Origin of the sequence: Rhizobium acaciae, from assembly GCF_025941625.1 — a bacterium.
GTDB lineage: Bacteria > Pseudomonadota > Alphaproteobacteria > Rhizobiales > Rhizobiaceae > Rhizobium > Rhizobium acaciae.
The window spans coordinates 31,574-57,501 of the sequence record NZ_JAPCZO010000013.1 but is presented as its reverse complement, the minus strand read 5'-3'; the positions used below and the strand labels follow the sequence as shown (position 1 = coordinate 57,501).

Here is a 25,928-nt window from a genome sequence, read left to right as displayed (position 1 = left end):
CATCGACGCCTGGGCGTTCCGGCGGCCAGGTAAATCCGGTGATTCGCCGGATGGTCTCGCCCCATTTGGCATGAAAAAGCCGGATCTGCCGGTTCGAAATTGGCACCCAGTCTCGGAACCAAGCCGCATCGATATCTTCGGGCAAAGTTAGTATCGGGCTACGCAAGGTCTCGATGTCGACGACGGTATCAATTCTCGCGCTCATACCCATGCCCGCCCTTCTTCTTGTGGCGGCACGGTATATCGTAAGCGCTGTCCTGATCCCACCTTCCGGATCATCACTTGATCATTGATGTTCAGCCTCGAAAGAGGGCTTGGACATATGTCGATTTCAGAGCTTACGCTTAACTCCAAGGATGAGCCGGTCCGCCGGTTTGAGATATTCACCGGCCGTGGCCGTCGTCGCGAATGGAGCGACGATCAGAAGACGCAGATCATTGCAGAGAGTTGCGAGCCTGGCGTGACGGTGTGCTCTGTGGCGCGGCGGCATGGGTTGACGCCACAGCAATTGTTCACATGGCGACGGCTCGCCCGAAAGCCGCTTGAGGCTCTTGCTGTGGCGGAGGAAGAACCGATGTTTGCGCCAGCGGTCGTCGTGTCGCCGGAGAAATCGGGGCCGAAGAAGGCGCGGCAGGCACGTTTGCCACGAAAAGCTTGTCCGGAGGCGGCTATCGAATTGCAAATTGATGGAGCCACGCTGCGTATCGCCTCTGGCACCGATGCCGCAACGATCGTCGCCGTTATCCAGGCGTTGAAGGCTCAATCGTGATTGGTCCGTCCGGTGCGGTAAAGGTGATGATCGCCACCAAGCCCGTCGACTTCCGCAAAGGCGCGGAAGGATTGGCAGCGCTGGTGAAGGCCCAGATGGGTGCCGACCCGTTCTCTGGCACGATCTACGTGTTCCGGGCCAAGCGAACGGACCGGATCAAGCTGATCTTCTGGGACGGTAGCGGCGTGTGCTTGGTCGCCAAGCGGCTTGAGGATGGCGAGTTCCATTGGCCTCGGATGCAAGATGGTGCGATGCATCTGACGGCCGCTCAGTTCTCGGCTTTGTTCGAGGGATTGGACTGGAAACGCGTTCATGCGCCGAGCGAAACGCGAGCGCCGATAAAGGCTGGATAGCGGCCGCGACCAATTGAATCAGCACTATCTAACCTCTCGTTCTGAGCGGCAAAATATGCTGTTCTCGATCCATGACGATGACGGCAGACGAGCTTCCCGATGACCTGAACGCGCTGAAAGCCATGGTGCTTTCGCGCGAGGCGGAGAATGCCCGCCTGCGTCAGATCATCAAGGAATTGCAGCGCCATCGCTTCGGCCGCCGGGCCGAGACCCTTCCCGAGGACCAGCTTCTGTTGGGGCTTGAAGAGGCCGAACAGGTCGAGGCTGCCGGGCTGGAAGAGAAGGAGCAGACGTCGAATGCTCTTCGCCAGGCGCAGGTCGCCAAGCGGCGTACGAACCGGGGTTCGCTACCAGCACACCTGCCGCGCATCGAGATCACAGTCGATATCGATGACCATGCCTGTCCTTGCTGCCGCCATGATCTGCATCGGATCGGCGAGGATGTCAGCGAGAAGCTGGACATTGTGCCCGCCCAATTCCGCGTTCTGGTGGTGCGTCGCCCAAAGTATGCTTGCCGGGCTTGCGAAGAGGTCGTGGTCCAGGCCGCCGCTCCTGCTCGCCTGATCGAGGGCGGCATTCCGACCGAGGCAACCGTCGCCCAGGTTCTGGTCTCCAAATATGCCGATCACCTGCCGCTGTACCGCCAGGCGCAAATCTACAAGCGCCAGGGCATCGATCTCGATCGCTCGACGCTCGCCGACTGGGTCGGTCGTGCCGCCTGGCATCTGCGCCCGGTCCATCAGCGGCTGCTTGATCATTTGAAGTCGTCGTCCAAGCTCTTCGCCGACGAGACGACAGCCCCGGTGCTCGATCCGGGACGTGGCAAGACCAAGACGGGGCAGCTTTGGGCCTATGCGCGTGATGACAGGCCATGGCAGGGCGATGACCCGCCCGGCGTCGCCTATGTCTATGCGCCGGACCGCAAAGGTGAACGTCCGATGGTCCATCTCGAGGGCTTCGTCGGCATCCTGCAGGTCGACGGCTACAGTGGATATCGCCCGCTCGCGGCAAGGAACACCGTGTCGCTGGCATTCTGCTGGTCTCACGTTCGACGCCGCTTCTATGAACTGGCCGCCGCCGGTCCGGCACCCATCGCCAGCGAGGCGCTTCGACGCATCGCCGAACTTTACAGAATCGAAGACGAGATACGTGGCCGCACACACGAGGAGCGTAGCGCCACGCGCCAAGAGAAGAGCCGACCGATCACCGACAGCCTCGCTCCCTGGCTACGCGAACAGCTCGACTACATCAGCCAGAAGACGAAGCTCGCCGAAGCGATCCGCTATGCCCTGTCACGCTGGGATGGCTTAACCCGCTTCATCGACGATGGCCGGATCGAGATCGACTCCAACACCGTCGAACGATCCATCAGGCCAATTGCGCTCAATCGCAAGAATGCACTCTTCGCAGGCTCCGACGCTGGGGCCGAACATTGGGCAACCATCGCATCGCTCATCGAGACCGCCAAGCTCAACCAAGTCGAGCCTCTGGCCTATCTCTCAGATATCCTCACCCGCATCGTCAACGGTCATCCAAACAGCCAAATCGATGACCTGTTGCCATGGGCCTATACCGCAAAGCTCGAACTCAAAGCCGTGGCCTGAAAACACCGCTTACGGTATATCAATTCTAGGATGCAATGCTAGATCGGTTCTTGTCTTCCAACATCGCTGCACGGAAGTCATCCCAGTTTTCCACGACGACTGGCCGCTCGGCTGGCCGATCGGTGTCGATATCGAGCCTCAGTCGTTTCTGAAAGTAATAAAGTAAGGCGCGCCGAACGGAGATGTGAGCGCGGCCATTGTCCATTGCGTAATCGAGTGCAACCGTGCGCTGTTGCGATGCCGAGAGATCGGGGTTTGGCCGTAGGACTACCTCGAAGAAGGTTTCCCATTCGCGGTCCGGAACGTCGAAACCATCGCTTACCTCATAATTCCGCACGTTTTCGCAGCGTGATAGGATTAAATCTTTGTATGCGAGGTCCAGATGGCAGAATGCGCGAACATGCCAGCGCAAGCCGTCATTCCCAAAGGCACGGGGTGTTACACGCCGCCAAACTGCGTCAGGCCGGCTCTTGCTCATCGACTGGTAAAATATCTCGATCGACAGCTTTGCGCGGATAGCTCCAAGCAGCGATTTAAAGACGTCGGGCTGGACTGATCTGAAAGGGATGGGCAGCGCATCGATCGGCGGTGGATGGCCAATCCACGTGTCATCGATACCGATTACACGATCGGCGATCATCTTCAATTGCGCAAGGTAGCGTTCCGCACTCGGCTTGAAAAAGCGGGGTGTGAAGCTGGCGGTTGGAACGTATCGTTTTTCCCGGGTGTCGTATCGGATGTTCTCCGGTTCTAGACCCTGATAGAGGGAAAGATCGTTTGAAGCCTGCGGAACGGACACGTTAAAGCGGTTTGTAATGTCTGCGCGGCGGATGCCACCTTCCCAGAAGCACTTGAACTCGATGAACTCCAGGCGTTGCTCCGATGGCCGGCGTGGATGCGCCTCAAGGGCCGGACAGAATTGCGCTTCCACGAGCCCGTCAAGCGTTGTTGCGATGTTCACCCTTTGGGCCACGAAGATCGCATAGTGTATCGAAGGGAACTTCTCCGGCCGGCGAACAGAAGAACGTGTTGCTCGCCAAGCACATAGCTATCACGAGTGGGTCGTCAACGGTTCGAATCCTTTCAACTGCATTTGACACAAGCGGCGCACAGTCAATCTCGCAATGACCGGGCTGGCTTCTCACTGGCTTTTGTCCGACCTCAGCCCTCCTCTCTTCGCCAGGTCACGGCACTGTTTCCAGAAGCTCTTTCGTTGTTTCTAGAAAGGCGATGCGCGCGCTGAATCGTGGCCCGGATGTCTCAAACTTGTCGGGGGAGAACATAGTGTTGAGGCTAATCGGTTCGGGGCGGTAGGTTGCGGGCATGCGACGATCCACTTCTTCCACATAGCTGACAAATCGTCCCGGACCGAGGTCACGCAGCAACCCTGACGGAAGGGTGAAATCGATCTTCCACACAAGTTCGTCGTTCTCGACTTCGGCTTCCGCGAGAACGGTCTGCCCGAGTTCGTCCACCTGGAGGCCCTCTGGATCGCATGGAGTCCGAACGAGGCTAGGCCCGATGCCGACCTCATGGAACACGGCAAGCCGTATCTTGGGCATCCTGAGCAGGTCGAAATCCTTAACCCATTGGCTAGTTTCGTTGCCCGGCAGTGTCCCAGGGTCAAGATCTTTGATATCGAGCGAACCCATGCCACGCACGACAAGCTCCAGCATGCGTGCCCCATTCTCCGAAACGCCGTGGTCGATCAGGTCGACGTTCCGTTGCGGCAAGAGCTGCATTATCACGGTTACCGGCTCCGACACCATGATATCTTGGGTGATTGACAGCTTCTGGAACCGGACCAATCCGAACCTCACGAAGGGTTCCGAGGCACGGATCGGCTTCAAATCGACATCAACAAACCACTCTTCCCGGTCGAGGTCGAAGCAGGGCTCGTATGTCAGCAGTGAGATCTAGCCGAGTTCACACAACACTATCTCGACAAAGCGCTTGTGCTGCACGCCGCTCCGGCGGGCCAGGAGTTCGTTCTTGGAGATGCCGCCGTCGTGTGGGCAAACAAGCGAGATCATAGCCCCTACGGAAACCTTGGACTCGGGTGCCCAAGCATTGTTGATATGGTTAGGAGAACTCGCAACGGAGCTCGGGATCTGATACGAAAGCTCTCCGCCGTCTCACTTCTGGGACTGGGTAGAGAAGCTGACGAAGCACGACGAAATTTGCCGCAGGTTCGAGCCAAGTTCGCACGGGCTCAGGCTGATCTCGATGCGATCGCTGCCGGCGTGCCTCTTCAGCTCAGTATCGACAACATGAGGTATGTCAACTCGCTGCAAATAGCGGAGTCGGAGCAATATATCGTCTCGTCGAATGGTGATTTTTCGTTCGTGCAGGAAATGATCGGTGAGAATGCGGCGTACCGGCGGGGACACCAATTCAGATTTGCATAGGGCCTGAATTCCGAAGGCGATCGTATCCGGTGTGGCGTATTCAAGAGTGTCGCCGAGCTCGAAGGTGCAATTCAAGCTATCTCGATCATCACAACGTCGATCCAAAGCCCTTCGTTTGGACCAAATCCGCTACCGACATTCTTGAAAAGGTCGCCCGTAGGCGACAGGCGTTAGAGTCATAACGTCTAGGTCCTGGACCTCGTCGACAAAGACGTTCGGGAAGACGCGGCTGATCCGGTCGATTACGGCGCCACCGCTCCTTTCGTTGCACCGGACCGCAAGCTTGGGGCGTTTGTCGGAATAGACTCGGCGGATCGGGTCGAAATAGTGCTTGTCGATGACCTCTTCTGGCCACGGAACTCCAATCCCCTTGCTATTATAGAAGCGTATCCCCGACTAGGCCGAGACCAGCACCATGCCGGCGACCCGGAAGTCGAACAGTGCGCCCTGAAACGGCTTAACGGCGTGGGTGATCAGAAAGCTAAACCATGTCATGATCACCACGTTCGCCGGCACATGACCGACCAACTCGAAGAACTTCTGGCGGATCTCGGCTTCGTTCGACTCCGTGTACGCCGTGGCGCAGCATCTCGGTCGCCGCGGTGTGCCGCAGTGCGTGCGCACCCTTGACGGGCGTCACGACGCCAGCCCGCTTCATAATGCGCCTGACCACCGAAGAGACGCCGTCGCCGTTCCGGAACGGGCGGCTGGGCGCGATCGTGCTCAGGAACACGCGATCGCTTCGACAGCACGACGCTCGACATTCGAGATAGGCAGCGATCGCATCCCCGACGTCCTGGGGCAGCGGCAAGCGAACCTCATAGCGCGACTTGCCCGTGACCCGCAGCGAACCCGCCTGCCACTCGATATCGATGAGACGGAGCTGTGCCACGTCGCCGGCCCGCAGGCCGAGGCGAGCCAACAGCAGTACGATGGCGCGATCCCGCCGGCGCCCGCCGGCGTCACCATCGCAGGCAGCAATCAACCGGCTGACCTGTTCGCCCGACAGATATCGCGGCATCTCGGCAAGCTGCCAATGGGCGTAGGCCGGAACGGCATTGTCGAGACCGGCCCGGCAGTGCTCTTGAACGGCGAGGTAGCGCAAGAATGCCCGCAGGCTCGTGGTCATCTTCTCGATGGTGCCGCGCCCGCATGTGCTCGCGCGCTTCATGAAGTGGCCGCGGACATCGGTGGGGCTCCAATGCGTCGGGTCCGTTCCAAGTGCTGCCATAATGCTGGCTGCATCGCGCGCGTAGAGTCTTATGGTCGCATCGGATGCCCCGCAATGCTTGCTGAGCCATGCTTTAAAGCCGACGACCAACTGCGGTTCGGCAGGCCGCATCGCCGCGACCGCGGGCTTGCACACGCCTATTTCTTCGAGGTGCGACGGAAGAGCCTTGCGCCGTAGATGGTGTGATGGTTGCGGCGGCCTCCCCTGGCGCGCGGACATCGGCACGTTCGCAGATGCTGTTCGAACGCCGCCAAATCGATGTCGCTCACGCTTGCATCGCGCTCTGCCATGACATGGCCGACATGAGCTGCCGCCCGCAGATAGCGCACGGCCGTCTCGGAGCCATAGCCCTGCCGTTCGAGCGCTGCGGCGAAGCCATCTAGATATGGCCTGCTCGGCCCGCTGCGCAGATGCCCCAGCATCTTCGACGCAGAGAAGTAGGTCTCCAACATGTTCGTCCCACGCATCGCTTGTGATCGGCCATCAGTGGCCGAGCAGACGGGGCACCACCGGCGCCATGTTATGAAGAGTGAGAGATCGACGATTCACAGGAAAATACTGACACCGCGGCCGCCAGCTCCCCATTACTGGATCTGCCCATAAGGCAGGAGTTGTAGGCGATGCGCCACTGGCCGCAGTCCTCGCAGGCCTCGACATGCCCGCCAAGCGCCGCGGTACGGCAGTGCTCGATGGCCGACATGACCTTGAGCTGGGTGAGGCTCAGGTGACCGGCATGGGCGGCCCGATAGGCAGGCCCGGCTGCACGGAGGATGTCGGCGACCTCGACCGAGGTGTGCACGGCTCAGCCGTCGGGCGAGATCTCTCCCGGCTTGAACAGCCCGAGCTTGTCGAGCGGGCTCGTCACCGCCCGCACCGTGCGGGTCGCGACCTTGGCGTAGAGAGCCGTGTTGTTAAGCTTGGCGTGCCCGAGCAGGACCTGGATGATCCGTATGTCGGTGCCGTCCTCCAGAAGGTGGGTGGCGAAGCTGTGGCGCAGCGTGTGCGGCCCGACCCGCTTAGCGATGTCGGCGGCCTGCGCCGCCTCGACGACGATGCGATGGAGCTGCCGCGTGCTGATCGGCTTCATCGCGTGCTGTCCGGGGAACAGCCAGCCGTCGCGATGCATCACACCCTGCTGCCGCCCGACCCTCCACCACTGCCGCAGAAGTGCGAGCAGGTCCTCCGACAGCATGGCGTTGCGATAGCGCCCACCCTTGCCGCGCTCGACACGCAGCAGCATGCGCTCGCTGTCGACGTCGGCGACCTTCAGCATCGCTACCTCCGCGACGCGCAGGCCCGCGCCATAAGCGACCGACAATGCGGCCTGGTGCTTGAGGCAGGTTGTGGCGTTGAGCAAGCGGGCCACCTCGTCGCGGCTGAGCACCACGGGCAGCTTGCGCGGATGCGCCAGCCGGACGAGCCTGCGCGCTAGGTCCGGGCAGTCGAGCGTGTGAGTGAAGAAGAAGCGCAGCGCCGACACGATGCTGTTCATGGTCGGAACGGGAACGCCGTTCTCCTGCTGCTCGATCTGGAACCGGCGCAGGTCGTCGGCGGTAGGCCAGCAGCGTTCGCACCAGCATCTCGCCATCGATTCTGTCGGTCTTGACGCGACGCTTGCGCCGCGAGACCGCGATCGAGGCCGGATCGACGACGTGGCTTTCGATCCCCTCGGCTTCGAGCACACGATGGATCCAAAACCCATCCAGCCCGGCCTCCTGGATGACGACCAACGGAAAGCGCTGACCCGCCCGTGCCTGAGCCTTCCGTTGCAGCTCGGCAAAGCGAGCGAGCATTCCGGCAACGTCGCCTGCTGGCACCGTGAACTTCGAAAGCTTCTCGCCATTTCCCGGCGACAGCGACGTCACCAGCCACTTCGACTGGCTGAGTTCAAGCGAGACGAAAATCGCGCTAAGGTCGACGCGAACAGCGGATGGCGCTTCGGAATGGTGCTGCATTAGGCATGTCGGTCTCCAGAGTTGGTTTTTCAGCGAGAACACTCTGGCAGAGCGCCGCCCGCTGTTCACCTCCTCATAGGATCTTAAATTCCTTCGGCTCATCGACCGCAGCACGCCCAAGGGCTTCGACCTGCACCTGATCGCAGACAACTATGCCACCCATAAACACCCGACGGTCAAGGCTTGGCTGGCCAAGCATCCCCAGTTCCACATGCATTTCACCCCCACTTCGGCGTCCTGGTGTCTCAATCAAGTCAAACGCTTATTCGGCTTGATCACAAGCGACCGCATCCAGTGTGGCGTATTCAAGAGTGTCGCCGAGCTCGAAGGTGCAATTCAAGACTAACTCGATCATCACAACACCGATCCGAAGCCCTTCGTTTGGACAAAATCCGCTACCCACATTCTTGAAAAGGTCGCCTGCGGGCGACAGGCGTTGGAGTCACAACACTAGAAGCGTTGTGAGCTTCGTGCTACATAAAGGCAAATTCTGTAGCGCGAAGGTTTCATATGCCTACTCCCCATCAACCATCGGCAGCCGTCAGGCGAGCTCTGCGAAAGCTCGGTGCGGATATCCAGGATGCTCGTCGCCGACGTAAGCTGCCGATGGCTGTCGTGGCAGAGCGAGCGTTTACCTCTCGCTCGACGCTGCAAAAGATCGAGGCGGGCGACACGAATGTCAGCATCGGAATTTATGCGGGCGTCCTCCAGGCATTAGGCCTCCTCGACGGGTTGACCCAGGTTGCTGACATCCGTAACGACAGTGTCGGCCAGGCGCTTGCCAGTGCCGATCTGCCGAAGCGCGTTCGCCTGAAGCTCGCGTCAGGATCGTCTCGCGATGGCTGACTTCGAGGTTCATATCTACCTTGCTGGGGATACCCGCAAAATTGGACTGGCGCGGAGCAATCGCATCCGCGGCTCTGAGACTATACTGTTCGAGTATGACGATGGCTGGCTGAAGGACCCTGATCGCTTCTCGCTGGAGCCCGCGCTCGCATTGACCCGCGGGGCATTCGCTCCGCCGGCAGGATTGGCAACGTTCGGGTCGATCGGCGACTCTGCTCCCGACACATGGGGGCGGCGGCTCATGCAACGCGCGGAGCGTCGCAGCGCGGAACGCGAGGCGCGAGCTGTCCGCACACTTGCCGAAAGCGATTACCTGCTGGGTGTCGCCGACGAAACTCGTCTCGGCGCGCTTCGATTCCGGTGGGTCGGGGAGGAGGTCTTCCAGGCTCCCATCCAAACTGGCGTCCCGGCCGTCATCGAGCTTGGTCGGCTTCTGCAGATCACCGAGCGCATTCTGCGTGATGAAGAGACAGACGAAGACCTGCAGCTCATTTTCGCTCCCGGTTCGTCATTGGGCGGCGCACGACCGAAAGCTTCGGTCGTCGATCAGCATGGCCATCTTTCCATCGCTAAGTTTCCGAAAGAGACCGACGAATACAGCATGGAGACCTGGGAGGAGATCGCCCTCCGGCTTGCTGACCAGGCCGGTATCGCAACCCCGAGACACGAGCTGATAGAAGTGGCCGGTAAAGCCGTCATGTTGTCTAGACGCTTCGACCGCAACGGCGCCAGCCGCATTCCGTTTCTGTCAGCGATGGCGATGATGGGTGCCAGGGATGGCGAGCGCGGCAGTTATCCCGAAATTGTCGATGCACTCGCGGAGCACGGAGCGCAAGGGAAGACCGACGCGCACGCTCTCTATCGGCGCGTGGTTTTCAACGTGCTGATCTCCAACGTCGACGATCATCTGCGCAACCACGGATTTCTATGGTTGGGCAGAGCCGGCTGGTCGCTGTCGCCGGCCTACGATCTCAACCCCGTTCCGACCGATCTCAAAGCTCGGGTGCTGACCACCAATATCGATCTCGACGAAGGCACCTGCTCGCTCGACCTCCTGGAGGCTGCATCGGAATATTTTGCGCTCTCGCTGGGCCAGGCACGAACCATCATCAAGGAGGTGGCGACCGTCACGGCGACCTGGCGTGAGACTGCCAAGGCGGTTGGCGCGCGGAATAGCGAAATCAATCGTATGGCCAGTGCATTCGAGCATGACGACCTAAAGCGAGCGTCTGCGCTGGAATGAAGGCAGCGGCCTAAATTTAACCGGGTTATTTTCAAACGAGTCCACGCCCTTGCTGTCAGCCGCCCGCAAGCCGAAAATGCCCTCGCCGGCCCTTATCGCCTTCTTCGACCGTCCCGCCCCGGACTAGTCGCCGCAAGACCCTCAGAACATCCCACGGGATCTCATCGATATCGATGGCGATATCCGAGCCGCTGCGATAGGTCGCCTCATCCAGTGCGGCGATGACCTTGGCTTCGAGGCGACCGTCATAGGACGGTTCTTCATTGCCGTATTCGAAGCGCCCGCACCACACGATATGATCACGCCAGACGATGAAATGGCTGCGGCAGCCGTCCTCGCGCCATATCGACGGATAAAGCGTGCAACGCTCGTCTCGGACCGTCAGAGACCATGCCTTGCCCGCTCGAGGATCAAGGTTGACGACCAGGGTGTCACCGCACCCGTCTGGGCATCTTATCAACAGCGAACGGGGGCGGGTGCGGATGACGGCGGCGGTATCGCCCGGGTGTTCGAGCAAGGCTTCGGTATCATCACGATATTCGCCCGTTCCGCGCCAGCGGATTTTGCGCGCAGGCGAAGTCATGGCGTGCCTCCGCAAAGGTCGGCAACAAGATGGGCGGCGATCCGGTAGCCCCTTGCGCGGCGACCGCGGTCGGCATCGGGGCCATCCGCCCATTGGCAGCGCCGCAGAAGCTGCACGGCGACGGCGGTCTGATATTCGCCGGGGCAGGTCTGAATGGCGATCCCCATCGTGCGTATTTGGCGGACGACCGCTTCAATCCAGGCAAAGCGCGTTGCCGGGCGAGCAGGCCCCGGGGGATGGCGAAAGGCTGCCGGCGCATAGATCCTTTCGATCACTGTGGCCCATTCCGGATCATCATAGCGGTGTTGGTCGACGTCGGGCGGAACCTCGAATGCCAGCCAGGCTTCGAGTGCTGCAAGATCTGCGGTCAAGGGGCCAAGCGTCACCGAAGCCAGATCGATCAGGATGGCACTCGATCCGCGCACCCGTACATTATCGCCATGCAGATCGCCATGAATCGGGGCTTGACGATAGGTCTGCTCGAGTGATGCAAGAGCGGTCCATAACATCTCCGGTGTCTCGAAGACCCCGGCCTCGGTGGCGCGCTCAACGTAACAAGGATCAATCCGATCCGGGTCCCATAAGCCAATATTCCTGAGGGCAACCGCTACGGCAACTTTGACCGGATCGCTTGCATAACCTTGGTCGCGCCAGCCGCCCAAGGTTTCGTCCAAGAGGGCGGTGATGGCCGGTCCTGCGACATTGCGCCGGGCAAGCGTCCAGAGCGATTCCGAGCGGTCAACGAAACTGCCGACGAGAAGACTGCGCTGGCTGCCGTGGATCAGTTCATCGATATTGGGACGCAGTCCGAAGGGGATGAAGCGCTCCGCGAAATTCCGATAATTGTCGTGTTCTTGCGCGATCTTATCGCGTCGGTCGAGCTTTGCGAATGCTGGTTGCGGCCAGGCACCGATGTTGGAACGGTCGACGATCATATGGACGGCAAAGACGCGCGCCGCCGAGCGCCCGCCACCCAGCTCGACAAGCGTGATCCTGCTGCATTGAGGAAAGGCCCGTTTGAACAGGATCTTGTCGGCTTCGCGCAACGGCTCGCGGTCATCAGCCGTGCTGATGTCCAGGTCTAGGCGCGGTATCTTGCCCGCATCGTAGCGGGCGATCACTTCGGCGATGGCGGGCGCTTGAGGCGCGGTATGCAGGCCGACGGAAGGCAGGCCGGCAAGCGTTCCCAGACGATCCTGGATACGGCCCGTCGCGGCATCGTCGGGGGCAATCACATCGACGCGCAAACCGTGATCCACAAGCTGCAGGGCGTCGCGTCCGATCGCCTTGAGGAGTTCGTCTTCCTGCCGCCCATTGACGTTGACGACGACGGCACGTGCGAAGCCGGCCTTCAGGAGCAGCGATGTCGGATCACATCGTTCTATGATGCAACGGCGATTGCCAAACTCGCGCATCATCAGTGCGCCAGGCGCTTCACCGATCCACAGCACGTTGCGGCGTTCGTCAAACATGGTGTGCTCCTGCGGGACGGGCAGCGGCCAACTTGGCCCATGGCCGAGCGCGCCGGACGGTGAACAGACGATGCAGCCGCAGCGCTGGGCGGCGGCCGTTGGCCTCACCGTGCCGCGCACGCCGTCATAATATTGGAAGCGGCTTTGCGCGGGCATGGCCGTGACGGCTCCGAGGAACATTGTGACCGCAAGCGAGGCGACCGTCGAATTGATGGAAACGACCGCGGGCTGGGGAATATGTGCGCCGAGCACATAGGGATCGGCTGCGCGTTGCGCCGGGGTGAGCATCTCACGGCGGATCTGTTCGCCGTTCAAGGCACCGGTGCAGATGAGGCACGGCAGACCGGGCGCCAGCATTTGTACCCGGCCGGTCATGTGCGAGACCAGACCGTCGGCAACCGTCAGACTGACGCCGAGATCGATGGCCGGCACGAGATACTGGTAGGCGGCCTGACCGACGACGGCGCGGCTGGCATGCGAATCCGTACACAGGAAGACGAAATCGAAGCCGCCGATCAGACCTGCGACTGGACCGTCGACGATATCGCCGACAATGCCCTGCACAGCCGCCTTCGGATTGACGGCAAGTATGGCCCGGCGCGCGACATCGACCTTCGGCGTGCCGATATCTGCTGCCGTCGCCCCGATTAGCCGATTGAGGTTGGTCGCCTCGACGCTGTCGGGATCGACGATCGTCACGTTTTCGGCTCCGAGATAGGCGAGCTGCTGCACCGTCGCCGATCCCGTGCCGCCGGCGCCGACAACCAGGATTTTCAGCCTTGCGATCATCTGCTGGCCGTCCCGGCCAAAGGCGCGGATCTGCCGATCGTGGCGCAGATCGCTGTCCTGGAAGCCTCCCGCCGCGTCGCTCAGCAACGTCAGCCCGGTTCCGACCTCCCAGACGTCGATGGGCGTCTGCAGGCCGAGGCGGCGGGCGCTCAGCCCTTGCGGTCCGATCACCATTGCCAATGGTCTTGCCTGCGGGGCACGCCGGTCGAAAAAGGCCTTCATCTCCTTTTCGCCGGCATCGTCGATCGGCGAAAAGACAGGCCTCCCGGCGGCGTGCGGATGTGTATGGATCATGACTGGGCTGAGGCGCTCGGCGCGCGCTCGATTCGCAATGTCAACCAGGACGGCGGGGTGAAGGCAGACTGAGGTCGAGGTCCGGCTCACATAGGCCGACTGGTCGACCGGCGAGGCTTCGGCCAGCACCCAGCTTTCGGTAATCGGGTCGAAATGGGCGTAGCCAATTGCGCAGGCCTCGGCGGCGGTTGCCGCCAGCAGATCGTCGGCCAGGCTCCTGCAGGTCCCTTGCAGCGTGCGAAGTCCGCTCATTGGATCCTCCGTAGCCGATCGATGATGGTGTTCATCCAGCCCGACAGCGTGTCGCGGTTTGCGTCCCATGGCGTTGTCAGATGCCATGAAAACCACAGCCCGCTTTCAGTGGTTTCCGGGATCGCATTGTCTGAGGCCGCATTCTGCGGCAGGTTGCCTGAGGAAAGCCTGAGATTATTGTCCGCCCAGAAGCAGTCCAGGGCGGCGTAAGGATAGGCCACCGGAACCAGAAAACGGATCGTGGTCTGCCCTGCCGACCAACCTTCGGGAAGCAGGATGACCGGTACGCTCACGAGCGTCGTTCCGCTCGGCAAAAGACGTTTTTCGGCGGCTGAAAAGCGCGCCCGGAGATCGTCAAATTGACGTTCGAGGATCGTGCTCATCAGCCAAAATTCGCCTTCGGGACAGAGGAGAAGCGGCGTGCAGGCGTCACATCGAGATCGACGATCTCGTCGTCTGCGATGATGCGGTCCGGATCGTCGCCATGGCCTTCCAGCATAAGATCGTGTTCGGGGTTCCAGCCCGAAACGCGTGCCTTGATCTGCAGACCGGTCAGCTGTGGCTGGTCGGTTTCGTACTTCTGGCCATTGACGAAGAAGTGATAGGTCTTCGGACGCGGCGCGGTGATGAAGCGCTCGACGTCATCGCGCGTGAGGTCGACGGCTTCGCCTTCCTTGATCAGGCGGTCGGTGCCGCCGCGAACCTCGAGAAAAACCGCCTCATTGTCTGACGCGCCGCTGAACAGCCGCAGCGCCGCCTCGTTGATCGTTTCGAGACCCCATTTGATTTCCCGGTTGTTGGCAAAGAGGCGGAAGATACGGTCACCGGTAAAGGCGATGAAACGTTCCGTGCCCTTGGCGCGCAGATCGAAGGTTTCGTCGAGACGGACATCTTCGAAGTCACCCGTTTGAAGAATGGCATAGAGGCTATAGACCTCGGGCGGCGCAAGCTTGCCGGCGCCCAGAATCTGGCGGCCCAGTGGCACGGGGTCGGAAAGCGCGATCGGCTTGAAGACGATACCGTCGACGGCGAGTTCGGCGGGATGGCCCTTGTTGGTACCGTTATCTTGCATCGGAATTGATCCTCATGATTGTCACCGCGGTCTGCTGTGACGTGCACTGGATCAATCCCTGCGAGGAACGATAACCGGAAAGGTCAGGCGAAATTTTTTTCGAATGTTCCGCCTGGCACGGTTCCGCACATAAAAAACGCCGGGCATTTCGGACAGCTGCGCGGCGATGTCTTGGTCGGAAATTGGCCGGACAGTATGGCGGCGATATTGGCCTCGAGCTTGCGCCGCCGCGTGTCGAGCGGCCCATCCTTCAGGCTGAGCCGCTCGCGGGCTGCGTCGGAAAGAAACAGGATTTCGGCGCCGCAGCCAGGTGCCTGATCGTTGACGGCAAGGAGCGTTGCCATGACGGCAGCGCCTTCCATCGCCGTCGTGCGCCTGTGGCCTGTCTGGACCTGCCGCAATTCCCTCAGCTCGCCGGCGGCATCCGTCTGCGCATAGTCGATTTCGATTTCGATCGTTGCCCCGGCGAGCGTAAAGGACAGGCGGTGCGCCGGGACGATGGGCTTGCCGTCGTTCATGGCGACGAAATGCCTGACGAGTTCGCCGGCAAGGCGGCGATAGGCCGGCGCGGCCGGCAATGCAGCAAGAGGCGAGGCCGACCAGAGACGTTCGACGATCTCATCCGGACCGGCCGCCTCCGCGGCGATGGTGCCGGTGGCGATCAGCTCGCGGACCGCCTGGCGGACGATCTCGTGCATGTCCTCATAGGCAGTCGTGGTGCGCCGGCCGCCGAGTTTGAGGATATGGGTATAAAAGAAACGGCGCGCACAGCGCTCGTAGAGGGCAAGCTCGCTCTGCCGGAAGAGGGGCTGTCCGCGATAGATCATCGCGATCGACGGGTTGTCGGGCGGCAGATTGAAGCTGGACGGTGTAACGTAGAGCCGAGACAGGCCGAATCCGAGCCGGGCGACGAAGGGGGAGGGCTGTCGCTCGGACTTTTTCGTGCGGCCGGGCGCATAGACGAGGAGCCGATCGCGCGCCCGCGACAGGGCCACATAAAACAGGCACTGCTGCTCCTGCATATGCTCGCGTTCGGCGAAACTTTCGCCGTCAAGGTCCGATCCTTCGATCATGCCGTCCGGCGGCGGACAGGCTGGCGCGGCGGCGTTGCGCGGCAAGGTACCCTTCGCCATACCGGGGATGTGTACGACGCGAAACTCAAGGCCCTTGCTCGCATGCATGGTCATCAACCGCATCGCGTCGATGGCGCCTGCCGCCTGCGGAATATGTCTCAGGTCCCGGTCGTCGGAGAGCCGCACAAGCCGGCGGATCCTCTCGAGCAGGGCGGGAATGGCCCCGCTGCGGCCTGCGGGCTGGGCCCGCACGAAATTTATCAACTGCCAAAGGGCGATCCCTTTTGCGCGCGCCTGCATGTTGCCAGCGCCGGCAATCTGTGCCGCCACACGGCTGCGGTCGAGCAACAATTGCGCCAGGGTATCCCAGGGCGGAGAATTACCGTCGAAGCCGGCAAGCAAGGAGGAATAGGCGGCAACGGCCGCCGCTGCCGGCTCGCTGAGGCCGGCAGGCGGGTGTTTTATCCAATCGAGTGGCCTGGCCGTGTCGTTGTTGAGCGCTTCATTGAAACGACCAAGATCGCCAAGCGGTATCGTCAGCCCCGGTGTGGCGAACTCGCGCGCAAGCGCCATGGCGCGCCGGTCGATCAACAGCGAAATCCATGCCAAAAGATCCTTCACCTCCGGCCGCTCAAACAGGCTGCCAAGATAGAGGATGGGAATGCCCCTGGCCTCGAGGCCGGCGCCGATCTTGGCGAGCCGGTCGTTGCCGCTGCACAAGAGCGCTTGGTCGCGGAAGGCATGACCGGCATTGCGCATTTCCAGGATGCCGTCGGCGAGAGCGTCAATTTCCCTTTCGGTGTCGCCGTCGACGGAGCGGAATTCGACCGGATTGCCGCTGGTCCCGCGGTTCGATTTCAGCGCCACGGGCGTGGCCCCTTCGATCTGCATGCCGGCCGCGAAGGCCTGGTAGCTGTCGACGATCTCGCCCACCGAGCGATAGTTCACATCCAGCTGATCGCGGCTGCCGCCCTTGAAATCCTGCGTCTCGAAACGGGAAAGGTTGAAGGACGATGCGCCCCGGAAGCGATAGATCGATTGCCGGACATCGCCGACGCACCAGAGGTTGCGACCACCCGGGCTCAATTGCTGCAGGAGCCCCACGCTTGCCCGGTTCACATCCTGATATTCGTCGACAAGGATATGGCCGATATCGGCGGCGACGGCGCGCGCGATCTCGGGGCGCGTCTCAAGCAGATGCGTCGGCAGGGCGACGAGATCGCCAAAATCGACGCAGTCGAGCGATCTCTTCAGGTCGTTGTAGCTTTCATACACGCGCGCGACTTCGCGGGCCCGGTCAGCCAGACGCGCCGTCCGAAGCGGCCAACTTATCGACGAGAGCGGCATAATCTGGTGCAAGCACGACCTCATCCTGCGCCCGGGAGATCGCAGACAGGAGATCGCGCAGCTTGTCGGTCGGATCGGAGAGATCCCGGTAGTGGGCAAGATCGAGACCGGCGACCCTGTCGAGCATAAGGTCGATGGCTTCGGTGCGATCGAGTAGCCGTGGTTCGCGAGCAAACCCGAGCTCCCTATGATAGCTGCGCACCAGATTGAGGCCATAGGCATGGAACGTGCCGATCCACATGGCCGCTGCCGCTTGCGGGGCACGCTTTGCGATACGCTCCGACAATTCGCCGGCCGCTTTGTTGGAATAGGTCAGGACGACGATGGTGCGCGGGTCGACCGCATCCTTGTCGATGAGGTCGCAGATGCGGCCGACTAGCGTCTTCGTCTTGCCCGTACCCGGGCCCGCCTCGAGCAGAAAGGCACCCCTCTCCGGCGTCCTGTCTGAGCTCGACCGACGGCAGGAGCAGCGCGTCCAGCAATTGCTGGGCAACCGCGCCATAGGGTGCGCCCAGCTTCGCCGCTATGGCGTTCGCGCTCATGCCCGCCAGGTGTTGCTCACGCAGGAAAGCGCGCGGCATCAGCAGCTCGCGCGAAAAGAGGTCCATCTGCACCTCGCGACGCGACTTGCGGCTATAATCGGCGACGCGCTCTTCGCCATCTGGCGCCGCCTCGACCGAACGGGCCGGATCTGGGTCGCGCGCCTGGTCGGGCAATCGCGCGTCACCGAGGGTGGCATGGCCGATTTCGTGGCCGATAAGGAAGGCGTTCATGAACGCATTGCCGGTGTCTTCATGCAGGATGCTATGGCTGTGCGGATCGTAGCTCGCACGTGCTTGGGCCAGAAGCGCGCTGCCCGGTTTCAAACCGGTTATGTCGACGATGCCACAGCGATCGGCGGCCGCTTCCACCAGCGCCAGCGGATCCCAGGGATCGATGCCTTGTTCAACCAGACGGGCGTGGATCCTTGCGGCCTCCTGACGGCCGAGTTCGACCGTATCCATCCTACTCCTCGTCGAGAAGAAGTTCTGCAATGCGTTCTGGGGAGACATTAGCCTCCTCCAGCACCGCCTTGAAACTCAGCTTGTCGCTTGCCGCCCCAGGCTTGCCGTCCGACTTGTACTGGACCCCGCGCGACAGGCTCGGAGCAGCGGAAAGATGGTCCGCAAGCTCCTGGATGCCGACATTCAGCCCGGCGGCGAACTTTTCCAGGAAGGACAGCGGCACGCTCCCGAGCGTTACCAATCGATCGCGAAAGGCGTTGATGACGGGGCCGGGAATGCCGAGAGTCTCGCGGAGCGCGGCATAAGCCGAACGATCAAGGCCCTCAAAGGGACTGGTCCGGGACGAGCCGGTAGGGGTGATGTTGGCAATCCATCGTTCGGTGGCCGCGTCGATGGGAGTGCCCTGTTCAACGCTCTGCAACAAGAGCAGTTCATGGGCGAGCGCGACGAAATCGTGCGTATTCTGCGGATAGCGCTGACAGTAGAGGCCGAGCGCGACGGGATCCTTGCGGAAATCGACGGCGAAGCTCGTCAGCAATGTCTCAGGGGTCGGCTGATCGTTGCTCATTTGTCATCTCCGAGGCCGAGCGCCTGTCGCAATGCAGCAATAGCCCGCTTGCGGCGATTGTGCACGGTGCGCGGATCGCAATGCAAGAGGCCGCTGATTGACGCAATATCGGGATCGCTCGACTGGCTCGGGATATTTGCAAGCGTCATGGTGATGACCTCCTTTTGTTCCTGTGGCAAAGCGTCAATCGCCGCCAGTAGCCGAGGCCGGAAAATAGGATCTGAAAGAATTGCATCATCGGCACCATTTGCAGGCGCGCCGGTCCTCTGAGCCGACACGACGAGGGTCCCGCTGTCGTCATCGACTTCGATCGGGGTCTCGCGTTCGGCGCGAACGGAGACACGCCTGCGAGCGCTCAGCCGAAGCTTGGCGATCGCCTCGTCGAAATGGACCTCGTAGAAATCGAGACGGTCGCCGCCACTGCGATCAAGGGTGACGAGCAGACGAATACGGTCGAGCGCCGCATCGTTGATGTCTTTCGTGGCCGCATCGACCAGAACCTTGCTGTCGACCGTGCGTTCGGCGCGCGGCAAGGCGCGCGCGATGCGCCGGAGAAAAAGCACAAACAACCGGTTGAACCTTGCGTCATTATTGTCTGACCGCGTCGCCCTCATCCTGTGGACCAGCGATTCTGAGCGTATATAGCCGGGGTTCGAGCGGTCCGAAATTTCGCAACGCGCAATAAGCTCGTCGAACCCAAGCGTTTCAAGTCCGGCAAGCTCGGCCTCGACCTCGGTCATTCTCGTATATTTGCTGAGCGGCGGAATGGTCCGCGGGTTCATTTGGTCGGCTCCGCGTCAAAATTCGATTCGAATCACATTTGGAGAATCCAACATCTTTAAGTTGATGTCGAGCGGGGCGCCGGACCTAAAATGGACAAGGCCTCCTGAAGGCGACTCTCGTGGTCGATGAGCCGGACTATGACTCCCCCCAGACTTTCAAAGAAAATGTCTTAAAAGTTCACTTTGTCTCCAAGACTGGTCTTCTTAAAGTTGAGAAACGCCGCTAGTCTTCCCGCTAGGGGGAGACAGCAATGCAGACTTTCGAAAGTGGTACAGAGCAACAAGAAGCCGACAAACCTGACAATCCTGCCATTGTTGTCGATGTTGCGGCCAGCTTCACCTACGCATCTTACCAAAATGCCATCCCGGTCCTCCGATCGATTCTGATTGAGAATAATACTGATAGGCACATTGAAAACTGCCGCCTCGATCTGACGTCTTCGCCTTCGTTTCTAAGGCCGAAATCATGGATAGTTGATCGTCTGATGCCGGGCGATCGGCTTCCGCTGATCGACCGAAAGGTCGAATTCGACGCCGGCTATCTCTCGGGCCTAAATGAGGCAGAGCGCGGTGAGATCACGCTGCGCCTATCCACGGGTGGAGAGATTTTGGGCGAACGGCGCCTTCCCGTCAGACTGCTTGCGCGGGACGAATGGGGAGGCGTTGCCGATATGGTGCAACTGCTGCCAGCCTTCGTCATGCCGAACGATCCCGGAGTGGCTCAAATCCTGCGGACGGCAGCAGAAAGGCTTGCTGCGCATGGCTATCCAGGCGGATTGGACGGTTACCAGTCACAGGATCCCCAGCGCGCTTATATGCTGGCTGCAGCTATCTATTCAGCCGTTGCCGGGATGGGATTGCACTACGCCGAACCGCCGGTAAGTTTCGAGAGCCGCGGTCAGAAGATTCGGCGTCCCAGCACAATTGCCGAGGAGCGGCTGGCGACCTGTCTCGATACTACCCTTCTTTTTGCCGCCGGGCTGGAAGCAGCCGGATTGCACCCGGTCGTCTTGATGTTCGATGGGCATGCGGCAGCGGGTGTATGGCTGGCCAAGAGAACCTTCGCGCATGCGGTCGAGGCGGATCAGATGGAGGTCCGGAAGGCCCTGGCATCACGCGAGTTGATAGTGTTCGAAACGACTGGCGTGACGCATCGCCCCGCCATGACCTTGGAAAGCGCACAGCGCGTCATGGACAGCCGTCTCGGGGAGGGGGAAGCTCACGCGTTCGTTGCGGCGGTCGACATTAGGCGATCGCGAAGCGGCGGGGTCATGCCACTCGCCTCACATGAGCCGGTCCGGCGCAATGTTCTCGATGACGATATAATACCCGTTGCGGATCTGCCACTTCCCTCAGCTCCCAGTTTTGGCGAGTTACCGGCCGAGACCATCGAGGTCAAACCGACCACCGCCGCCGGCCGCATCGACCGATGGCAGAAGAAGCTGTTGGACCTTACTCTTCGCAATCGGCTCCTCAACTTCCCGGAATCGAAGAAGACGATTCCGTTTCTCTGCACTGACGTCGCCTATCTCGAAGACCGACTCGCGAATGGGGCTGCAGTACGGATCATTTCATTGCCCGAACAGAACCCACTCGGCGAACGGGACGCGGCGCTCTATCGTGACGTGCACGGCCGCGATCTTCAGCGCAATTTTGCTGCCGAAGCTCTACTTAGGGACGAGCTACCGTCGCCACTGGACACTCACCAGCTCGAGGCCCGGTTGATCGACCTGTACAGGCAGGTCCGTAATGATTTTGCTGAGGGCGGAGCGAACACCCTCTTTCTTGCCGTCGGCTTCTTGCGGTGGAAGAAGAAACCGGAGGATGAGCGCAGCTATCGAGCGCCGCTTTTGTTGGTTCCGGTAAAGCTTGAGCGCCGCAGTGCCAGTTCGCGCTTCACGATCCGCTTTCATGAGGATGAGCCCCGCTTCAATGCGACCCTTCTGCAATTCCTGGAACAGGATTTCGACCTGACGCTTCCCCAGTTCGGCGGCGATCTGCCGCTCGATGACAATGGGGTCGATGTGCCACGTCTTCTCGCTATGATGCGGCAGGCGGTCCGTGACGTGCCCGGCATGGAGGTTGTGGACGAGACTGCGTTGTCGACCTTCTCCTTTGCGAAATTCCTCATGTGGAAGGATCTCGTCGAACGTACCGAGGCGCTTCGCGAGAACCGGGTGGTTCGCCATCTGATCGATACGCCGGAGGAAGCCTTCCAAGAAAGCGGAGGACAATCGGCGTTCCGCGACGAACGTGAGCTCGATCACGCTTATGCGCCGGCGGATATCATTTGCCTTCTTCCTTCAGATTCTTCACAGACAGCGGCAAGCCTCGCGGCTGCCGAAGGGAGGGACTTCGTCATTGTCGGTCCCCCCGGTACTGGCAAGAGCCAGACCATCGCGAACATGATCGCGAACTGCCTTGCGGTGGGGAAAACGGTTCTGTTCGTCGCTGAAAAGACGGCTGCACTCGACGTTGTCTATCGTCGGTTACGAACGCATGGCCTCGGAGATCACTGCATCGAATTGCACTCGCACAAGACTGATCGCCGACATTTCCTTGGACAGCTCAAGGCAGCCTGGGAGCATGGCGGTCGGACCGATGCGTCCGAGTGGGTCGCGATCAACGAGCGTCTTCGATTGCGCCGCGACGAGCTCAACGCTTACGTCGAGGCTTTGCACAATCGTTATCCCAACGGATGGACGCCTTATCTGGCATTGGGAATCGCTCTTAAGGCTGTGGAAGCTCCGGCACCAACCTTGTCATGGTTAGAACGGGACGCTCATGACGCGCAGACGCTACGCGAGCTTGAAGACCTTGCGGGCGAACTCGGCCTCGTCTTCGCATCGGTCCAGCGGCAGCCAGCACTGGACCTTGTCAGGGTTGGCGAATGGAGTTCCGGCTGGCAGGACGGGTTGTTAGCATCCGCACAGTCGTTGCAGAATGCGATCGATCTGTTGGCCAGCTCAATGGATGCGTGTCTCGCGAGCATCGGCCTGAAGCCGCGGGAACGGTCCTCGCAAGCCGAACTCCAAGGATTGGAAGGTCTTGCGCGAGCACTGCAGAAATGCCGAGGTCGTGACATCACGATCGTATTCGATCGGGACTTCGCGCGATGTGCCGAAGCGCTGGAAAACCTTCGAAATTCTATCGGGGCCTATCGCGAAGCGGAGCGCGGACTCGCAGCATCTTATGGTGCCTCCGCCATCCGCGACCTCGATCCGGACGTGCTGGATCGCCAATGGCGAGAGGCGAATGCTTCGTTTTGGCCGAACGCCATGCTTGGCAAGCGCAAGATTCAAAAGCTACTGCAACGCTATGCGGATAAAGGTACCGCCGAGCCCGAGGGGGACCTCCCACTGTTGCGCCGCATGAAGGATTACCTGTCGGCAATCGACCAGAGTCTGTTGAACGGAAAACCTTTGCCAGTGCGTGGCCTGGGTACTGATGTCGGAGCCGTTGCGGAAATTCTCGAATTGGCGCGAGAGTTTCGTGCCACCATGCTGCTTCCGGGACGTGATCAGGAGGAGATACGATCGGCGCTGCGTATGATCGCGCCATCGCTCCAAGCCGCGGTTGAAAACGATGGCGTCCGGCAGGCGGGAGACAGGCTTCTCGCCGCAGTCGAAGGCTTTAAAGAAGCGCGACAGCGCTTCAGCACGATTGCAGGATGGGACGGCTCGGTTGAGAAGGACGTGGTCGACCTTACGACGCTTAGGGACAAACTTGATGCTCTCATCGGCGCACGACATCTGCTTCGCGATTGGTCAGCCTGGTGCCGGGTCAGAAGCCGCGCACTGCATGCGAACCTGTCCTCTTTGGTCGAACAGATTGAGAATGGGGTGACCCGGCCCAATGAGGCGCGGGCTGCATTTCGCCTCGGCTATGCCAGGTGGTGGCTTCCGAGGGTTCTCGACGCCGACCCTGTTCTGCGGAATTTCCGGCGTTTCCAGCACGAAAATGCAATCCGTGAATTTCGTGAAATAGACGATCTCGTCCGATCACACGCTACCTTGCGTGTCGTCAGTGTGGTCGCTCACGGATTGCCGCCCGTGCAGAGCGTTCCACGCAATTCGGAACTCGGCCTGCTGCGCTACCAGATGGAGTTGCAGCGACCGAGCCAGTCGATACGAGATATGATCGGCAAGATGCCGCAGAACTTTTCAAAGCTCGCACCCTGCATGCTCATGTCGCCGCTCTCCATTGCTCAGTATCTCCCGCCAAACCAGGCGTTGTTTGACGTTGTGATCTTCGATGAGGCGTCGCAGATAACAACCTGGGACGCTGTTGGCGCCATCGCGCGGGCTCGCCAGACTATTATTGTCGGGGATCCGAAGCAGTTGCCGCCGACGAACTTCTTCGGGCGCAACGAGGAAGAGGAGGAAGTCGCCGATCACGAGAAGGATCTGGAGAGCATTCTTGACGAGGCGAAGGCCGCTGGTATTCCGGTCCGCGATTTACGATGGCACTACCGCAGTCGAAGCGAGTCTCTGATCGCTTTCTCAAACCATCACTACTACCAGAACCGTCTGGTAACGTTTCCGTCGCCTGCCGTTGAAGACCGCGCCGTACATCTGCGCAAGGTGCCTAACGGCATTTACGATCGTGGGAAAAGCCGAACCAACCGGATCGAAGCAGAGGCTGTGGCGAAAGAAGCCGTTTCCCGGATGAAGGCGTGGCTGAAACTGCCTGAAAAAGATCGCCCGACGCTTGGGGTGATTACGTTCAACGCGCAGCAACAGTCGCTGATCCTCGATCTCCTCGATGCCGCGCGCCGAGACGATCCGGAACTCGAGTGGTTCTTTGTCGAGGAACGGGTCGAGCCGACGATCGTCAAGAACCTGGAGAACGTGCAGGGCGACGAGCGAGACGTCATCCTTTTTTCGATCACGTTCTGGAAGGATGCCGCTGGCAAGCTGACGATGGATTTCGGCGCGCTCAATCGGGACGGCGGCGAGCGCCGCCTCAATGTTGCTGTGACGCGTGCGCGTCAGGAACTCATCGTCTTCTCGGGTTTTACGGCTGACCAGATCGACCCGACGCGCACCAAGGCGCTCGCTGTACAACATCTGAAGACATTCCTCGACTATGCCGACCGTGGCGCGGTCGCTCTGCCGGCACAGGATATTGGCTCTGTCGGCGGTTTCGAGTCCCCCTTCGAGGAGGCGGTCGCTGCACAATTGGAGCGTCGCGGCTGGCGAGTCGTGCCGCAGGTTGGGATTTCCGGATTTCGGATCGATTTCGGGATTCGCCATCCGGATCTGGCGGGTACCTATCTGGCGGGCGTGGAGTGCGATGGCGCGACCTATCACGGATCGGCCACCGCCAGAGACCGCGACAAGGTGCGTGAACAGGTATTGAGAGGCCTTGGCTGGAACATATTGCGCGTCTGGTCGACCGATTGGTGGTTCGATGCAGCAGGCTGCGCCGAGCGGCTTCATGCCAGCCTCGAAGCTCTCCTCGAGGAGAGCAGGGCGCGCCGCGCTACGGAAACGGAGGATACCGCGACCCGCTGGAACATGGGGCACGAGGTGGAGGGGATTGACGAAATTCATGACGACGAAGCCGCCCCTCCTGTCGAGCAGGCTGCTATTTTGCCTCCAGTAATCGTCGAGACTGTACTCGTCTCTGTGGAGACACCGCCCTCTTCAAGCAAGTTTGAATCGGCGGAAATGCAGCCATCCGCCGCTTCGGTCGGCGACGAAGCATCGAATGGACTGCGATATCGTGTCACAGATCTGTCCAGCTTCCGAGCCGATCCCGATCAGTTCTTCGAATTCGCCTATAGAGATACCCTGCGAGCCATGATCGAAGTGGTCATCGAGACCGAAAGTCCGGTACGCACAGACATACTAGCCCAGCGGATTTCTCGAGCGCACGGTTGGTTGCGTACCGGTGGACGAATCCGAGAGAGGATCGACCTTCATCTCCGCGGTCTCCACACGACCAAGGAGTCGAGCGGCGAGTTCGTCTGGAAGGTGGGAACCGTTTCCGAAATTATTCCATACCGGCAACCAGTCAGCGAGGACGCACGCAGATCGATCGCCGATATTCCGCTTGCGGAACTCGCTTTTGTGGTACTCGACAATTCCGACTTACTGGACCAATTAGATCCAGCGCGAGATCTAGCTCGGCTGCTTGGTGTCGAGCGCCTTGCCGCTGTTTCCCGTGCACGGCTTGACGAAGCGATTTTGAGAGCGCGGCAGCATATTTCAACCGCCCATTCATTCGAGTAGCCATGTTCCGATTTATCCATTCAAGCGACCCCCATCTCGGCAAGCGC

21 protein-coding genes and 3 pseudogenes are annotated in these 25,928 nt (G+C 60.6%); 7 read left to right on the top strand and 17 right to left on the bottom strand.

Annotated elements, in window-relative coordinates:
- Positions 1 to 292 precede the first annotated feature (292 nt).
- From tnpA to tnpC, 3 genes are all read left to right on the top strand, one after another.
- Positions 293 to 769, top strand: a complete 477-nt coding sequence (tnpA, locus tag OLZ32_RS20910; RefSeq protein WP_264396529.1) for an IS66-like element accessory protein TnpA — start codon at positions 293 to 295, stop codon at positions 767 to 769.
- Entirely contained in the window at positions 766 to 1,122 is a 357-nt protein-coding gene (tnpB, locus tag OLZ32_RS20905) for an IS66 family insertion sequence element accessory protein TnpB (RefSeq protein ID WP_094086125.1), read from the top strand. The genes tnpA and tnpB overlap by 4 nt, the downstream gene beginning before the upstream one ends.
- Positions 1,123 to 1,193: 71 nt before the next feature.
- Positions 1,194 to 2,726 (top strand): IS66 family transposase, encoded by a 1,533-nt coding sequence (gene tnpC, locus OLZ32_RS20900; RefSeq protein ID WP_264396528.1) that lies wholly within the window; start codon positions 1,194 to 1,196, stop codon positions 2,724 to 2,726.
- A gap of 25 nt (positions 2,727 to 2,751) precedes the next feature.
- Here the strand turns inward: tnpC and OLZ32_RS20895 are convergent, their stop codons facing one another.
- From OLZ32_RS20895 to OLZ32_RS20860, 8 genes and pseudogenes are all read right to left on the bottom strand, one after another.
- Positions 2,752 to 3,687, bottom strand: a complete 936-nt coding sequence (locus OLZ32_RS20895; protein WP_264396527.1) for a WYL domain-containing protein — start codon at positions 3,685 to 3,687, stop codon at positions 2,752 to 2,754.
- A 223-nt stretch (positions 3,688 to 3,910) separates the two neighbouring features.
- The gene (locus OLZ32_RS20890) at positions 3,911 to 4,534 is read right to left on the bottom strand and encodes a hypothetical protein (RefSeq protein WP_264396526.1); all 624 of its coding nucleotides are present in this window, start codon (positions 4,532 to 4,534) and stop codon (positions 3,911 to 3,913) included.
- Between the two features lie 327 nt (positions 4,535 to 4,861).
- The gene (locus OLZ32_RS20885; protein ID WP_264396525.1) at positions 4,862 to 5,209 is read right to left on the bottom strand and encodes a hypothetical protein; all 348 of its coding nucleotides are present in this window, start codon (positions 5,207 to 5,209) and stop codon (positions 4,862 to 4,864) included.
- 406 nt (positions 5,210 to 5,615) lie between these two features.
- Positions 5,616 to 6,500, bottom strand: a complete 885-nt coding sequence (locus tag OLZ32_RS20880) for a tyrosine-type recombinase/integrase (protein ID WP_264396524.1) — start codon at positions 6,498 to 6,500, stop codon at positions 5,616 to 5,618.
- Between the two features lie 2 nt (positions 6,501 to 6,502).
- Positions 6,503 to 6,817 carry a hypothetical protein gene (locus OLZ32_RS20875; RefSeq protein WP_264396523.1) on the bottom strand — a complete coding sequence of 105 codons (315 nt, stop codon included), beginning with the start codon at positions 6,815 to 6,817 and terminating at the stop codon, positions 6,503 to 6,505.
- 152 nt (positions 6,818 to 6,969) lie between these two features.
- Positions 6,970 to 7,164, bottom strand: a pseudogene (locus OLZ32_RS20870) (transposase zinc-binding domain-containing protein); the annotation flags it as partial.
- A 3-nt stretch (positions 7,165 to 7,167) separates the two neighbouring features.
- The gene (locus OLZ32_RS20865; RefSeq protein WP_373694590.1) at positions 7,168 to 7,953 is read right to left on the bottom strand and encodes a tyrosine-type recombinase/integrase; all 786 of its coding nucleotides are present in this window, start codon (positions 7,951 to 7,953) and stop codon (positions 7,168 to 7,170) included.
- A pseudogene (locus tag OLZ32_RS20860) lies at positions 7,913 to 8,320 on the bottom strand (IS110 family transposase); the annotation flags it as partial. The gene OLZ32_RS20865 and the pseudogene OLZ32_RS20860, both read right to left, overlap by 41 nt.
- Before the next feature lie 100 nt (positions 8,321 to 8,420).
- On the opposite strand from OLZ32_RS20860, the gene OLZ32_RS39415 reads away from it, so the two are divergent.
- The 3 genes from OLZ32_RS39415 (at position 8,421) to OLZ32_RS20850 (ending at position 10,409) form a co-directional block, all read left to right on the top strand.
- Positions 8,421 to 8,666 (top strand): transposase, encoded by a 246-nt coding sequence (locus OLZ32_RS39415; RefSeq protein ID WP_373694594.1) that lies wholly within the window; start codon positions 8,421 to 8,423, stop codon positions 8,664 to 8,666.
- A 164-nt stretch (positions 8,667 to 8,830) separates the two neighbouring features.
- Entirely contained in the window at positions 8,831 to 9,166 is a 336-nt protein-coding gene (locus OLZ32_RS20855; RefSeq protein WP_264396522.1) for a helix-turn-helix domain-containing protein, read from the top strand.
- Positions 9,159 to 10,409 (top strand): type II toxin-antitoxin system HipA family toxin, encoded by a 1,251-nt coding sequence (locus tag OLZ32_RS20850; RefSeq protein ID WP_264396521.1) that lies wholly within the window; start codon positions 9,159 to 9,161, stop codon positions 10,407 to 10,409. Before OLZ32_RS20855 ends, OLZ32_RS20850 begins: the two co-directional genes overlap by 8 nt.
- A gap of 55 nt (positions 10,410 to 10,464) precedes the next feature.
- Here the strand turns inward: OLZ32_RS20850 and OLZ32_RS20845 are convergent, their stop codons facing one another.
- The 9 genes and pseudogenes from OLZ32_RS20845 to OLZ32_RS20805 form a co-directional block, all read right to left on the bottom strand.
- Positions 10,465 to 10,992: a DUF6527 family protein gene (locus OLZ32_RS20845; protein WP_264396520.1), complete on the bottom strand. Its 528-nt coding sequence runs from the start codon at positions 10,990 to 10,992 to the stop codon at positions 10,465 to 10,467.
- A complete protein-coding gene (locus OLZ32_RS20840) occupies positions 10,989 to 13,799 on the bottom strand; it encodes a ThiF family adenylyltransferase (protein ID WP_264396519.1) in 2,811 nt (936 codons plus the stop codon). Before OLZ32_RS20840 ends, OLZ32_RS20845 begins: the two co-directional genes overlap by 4 nt.
- Positions 13,796 to 14,182, bottom strand: coding sequence for an E2/UBC family protein (locus OLZ32_RS20835; protein WP_264396518.1), 387 nt, complete (start codon positions 14,180 to 14,182; stop codon positions 13,796 to 13,798). Before OLZ32_RS20835 ends, OLZ32_RS20840 begins: the two co-directional genes overlap by 4 nt.
- Positions 14,182 to 14,871, bottom strand: coding sequence for a multiubiquitin domain-containing protein (locus tag OLZ32_RS20830; protein WP_264396517.1), 690 nt, complete (start codon positions 14,869 to 14,871; stop codon positions 14,182 to 14,184). Before OLZ32_RS20830 ends, OLZ32_RS20835 begins: the two co-directional genes overlap by 1 nt.
- 83 nt (positions 14,872 to 14,954) lie before the next feature.
- Complete coding sequence (locus OLZ32_RS20825) at positions 14,955 to 17,219, bottom strand: 3'-5' exonuclease (RefSeq protein ID WP_406648735.1); 2,265 nt, start codon at positions 17,217 to 17,219, stop codon at positions 14,955 to 14,957.
- 22 nt (positions 17,220 to 17,241) lie between these two features.
- Complete coding sequence (locus OLZ32_RS20820) at positions 17,242 to 17,793, bottom strand: UvrD-helicase domain-containing protein (RefSeq protein WP_264396516.1); 552 nt, start codon at positions 17,791 to 17,793, stop codon at positions 17,242 to 17,244.
- Between the two features lie 37 nt (positions 17,794 to 17,830).
- Positions 17,831 to 18,064, bottom strand: a pseudogene (locus OLZ32_RS39410) (ImmA/IrrE family metallo-endopeptidase); the annotation flags it as partial.
- Positions 18,065 to 18,296: 232 nt separating this feature from the next.
- On the bottom strand, positions 18,297 to 18,863 hold the full coding sequence (locus tag OLZ32_RS20810; RefSeq protein ID WP_264396515.1) for a hypothetical protein: 567 nt from the start codon (positions 18,861 to 18,863) through the stop codon (positions 18,297 to 18,299).
- Positions 18,860 to 19,645, bottom strand: a complete 786-nt coding sequence (locus OLZ32_RS20805) for a hypothetical protein (RefSeq protein ID WP_264396514.1) — start codon at positions 19,643 to 19,645, stop codon at positions 18,860 to 18,862. Before OLZ32_RS20805 ends, OLZ32_RS20810 begins: the two co-directional genes overlap by 4 nt.
- Before the next feature lie 251 nt (positions 19,646 to 19,896).
- Here OLZ32_RS20805 and OLZ32_RS20800 point away from each other — a divergent pair, with 251 nt between their 5' ends.
- On the top strand, positions 19,897 to 25,881 hold the full coding sequence (locus tag OLZ32_RS20800) for a DUF3320 domain-containing protein (RefSeq protein WP_264396513.1): 5,985 nt from the start codon (positions 19,897 to 19,899) through the stop codon (positions 25,879 to 25,881).
- Positions 25,882 to 25,928: the final 47 nt, after the last annotated feature.

Bases quoted from the DNA above. Each gene is read 5' to 3' on its own strand.
- tnpA (WP_264396529.1), top strand. From the start codon at position 293: ATGTTCAGCCTCGAAAGAGGGCTTGGACATATGTCGATTTCAGAGCTT.
- tnpC (WP_264396528.1), top strand. From the start codon at position 1,194: ATGACGATGACGGCAGACGAGCTTCCCGATGACCTGAACGCGCTGAAA.
- OLZ32_RS20875 (WP_264396523.1), bottom strand. From the start codon at position 6,817: ATGTTGGAGACCTACTTCTCTGCGTCGAAGATGCTGGGGCATCTGCGC.
- OLZ32_RS20865 (WP_373694590.1), bottom strand. From the start codon at position 7,953: ATGGCGAGATGCTGGTGCGAACGCTGCTGGCCTACCGCCGACGACCTG.
- OLZ32_RS20855 (WP_264396522.1), top strand. From the start codon at position 8,831: ATGCCTACTCCCCATCAACCATCGGCAGCCGTCAGGCGAGCTCTGCGA.
- OLZ32_RS20850 (WP_264396521.1), top strand. From the start codon at position 9,159: ATGGCTGACTTCGAGGTTCATATCTACCTTGCTGGGGATACCCGCAAA.
- OLZ32_RS20845 (WP_264396520.1), bottom strand. From the start codon at position 10,992: ATGACTTCGCCTGCGCGCAAAATCCGCTGGCGCGGAACGGGCGAATAT.
- OLZ32_RS20840 (WP_264396519.1), bottom strand. From the start codon at position 13,799: ATGAGCGGACTTCGCACGCTGCAAGGGACCTGCAGGAGCCTGGCCGAC.
- OLZ32_RS20835 (WP_264396518.1), bottom strand. From the start codon at position 14,182: ATGAGCACGATCCTCGAACGTCAATTTGACGATCTCCGGGCGCGCTTT.
- OLZ32_RS20830 (WP_264396517.1), bottom strand. From the start codon at position 14,871: ATGCAAGATAACGGTACCAACAAGGGCCATCCCGCCGAACTCGCCGTC.
- OLZ32_RS20820 (WP_264396516.1), bottom strand. From the start codon at position 17,793: ATGGCGCGGTTGCCCAGCAATTGCTGGACGCGCTGCTCCTGCCGTCGG.
- OLZ32_RS20810 (WP_264396515.1), bottom strand. From the start codon at position 18,863: ATGAGCAACGATCAGCCGACCCCTGAGACATTGCTGACGAGCTTCGCC.
- OLZ32_RS20805 (WP_264396514.1), bottom strand. From the start codon at position 19,645: ATGAACCCGCGGACCATTCCGCCGCTCAGCAAATATACGAGAATGACC.
- OLZ32_RS20800 (WP_264396513.1), top strand. From the start codon at position 19,897: ATGCAGACTTTCGAAAGTGGTACAGAGCAACAAGAAGCCGACAAACCT.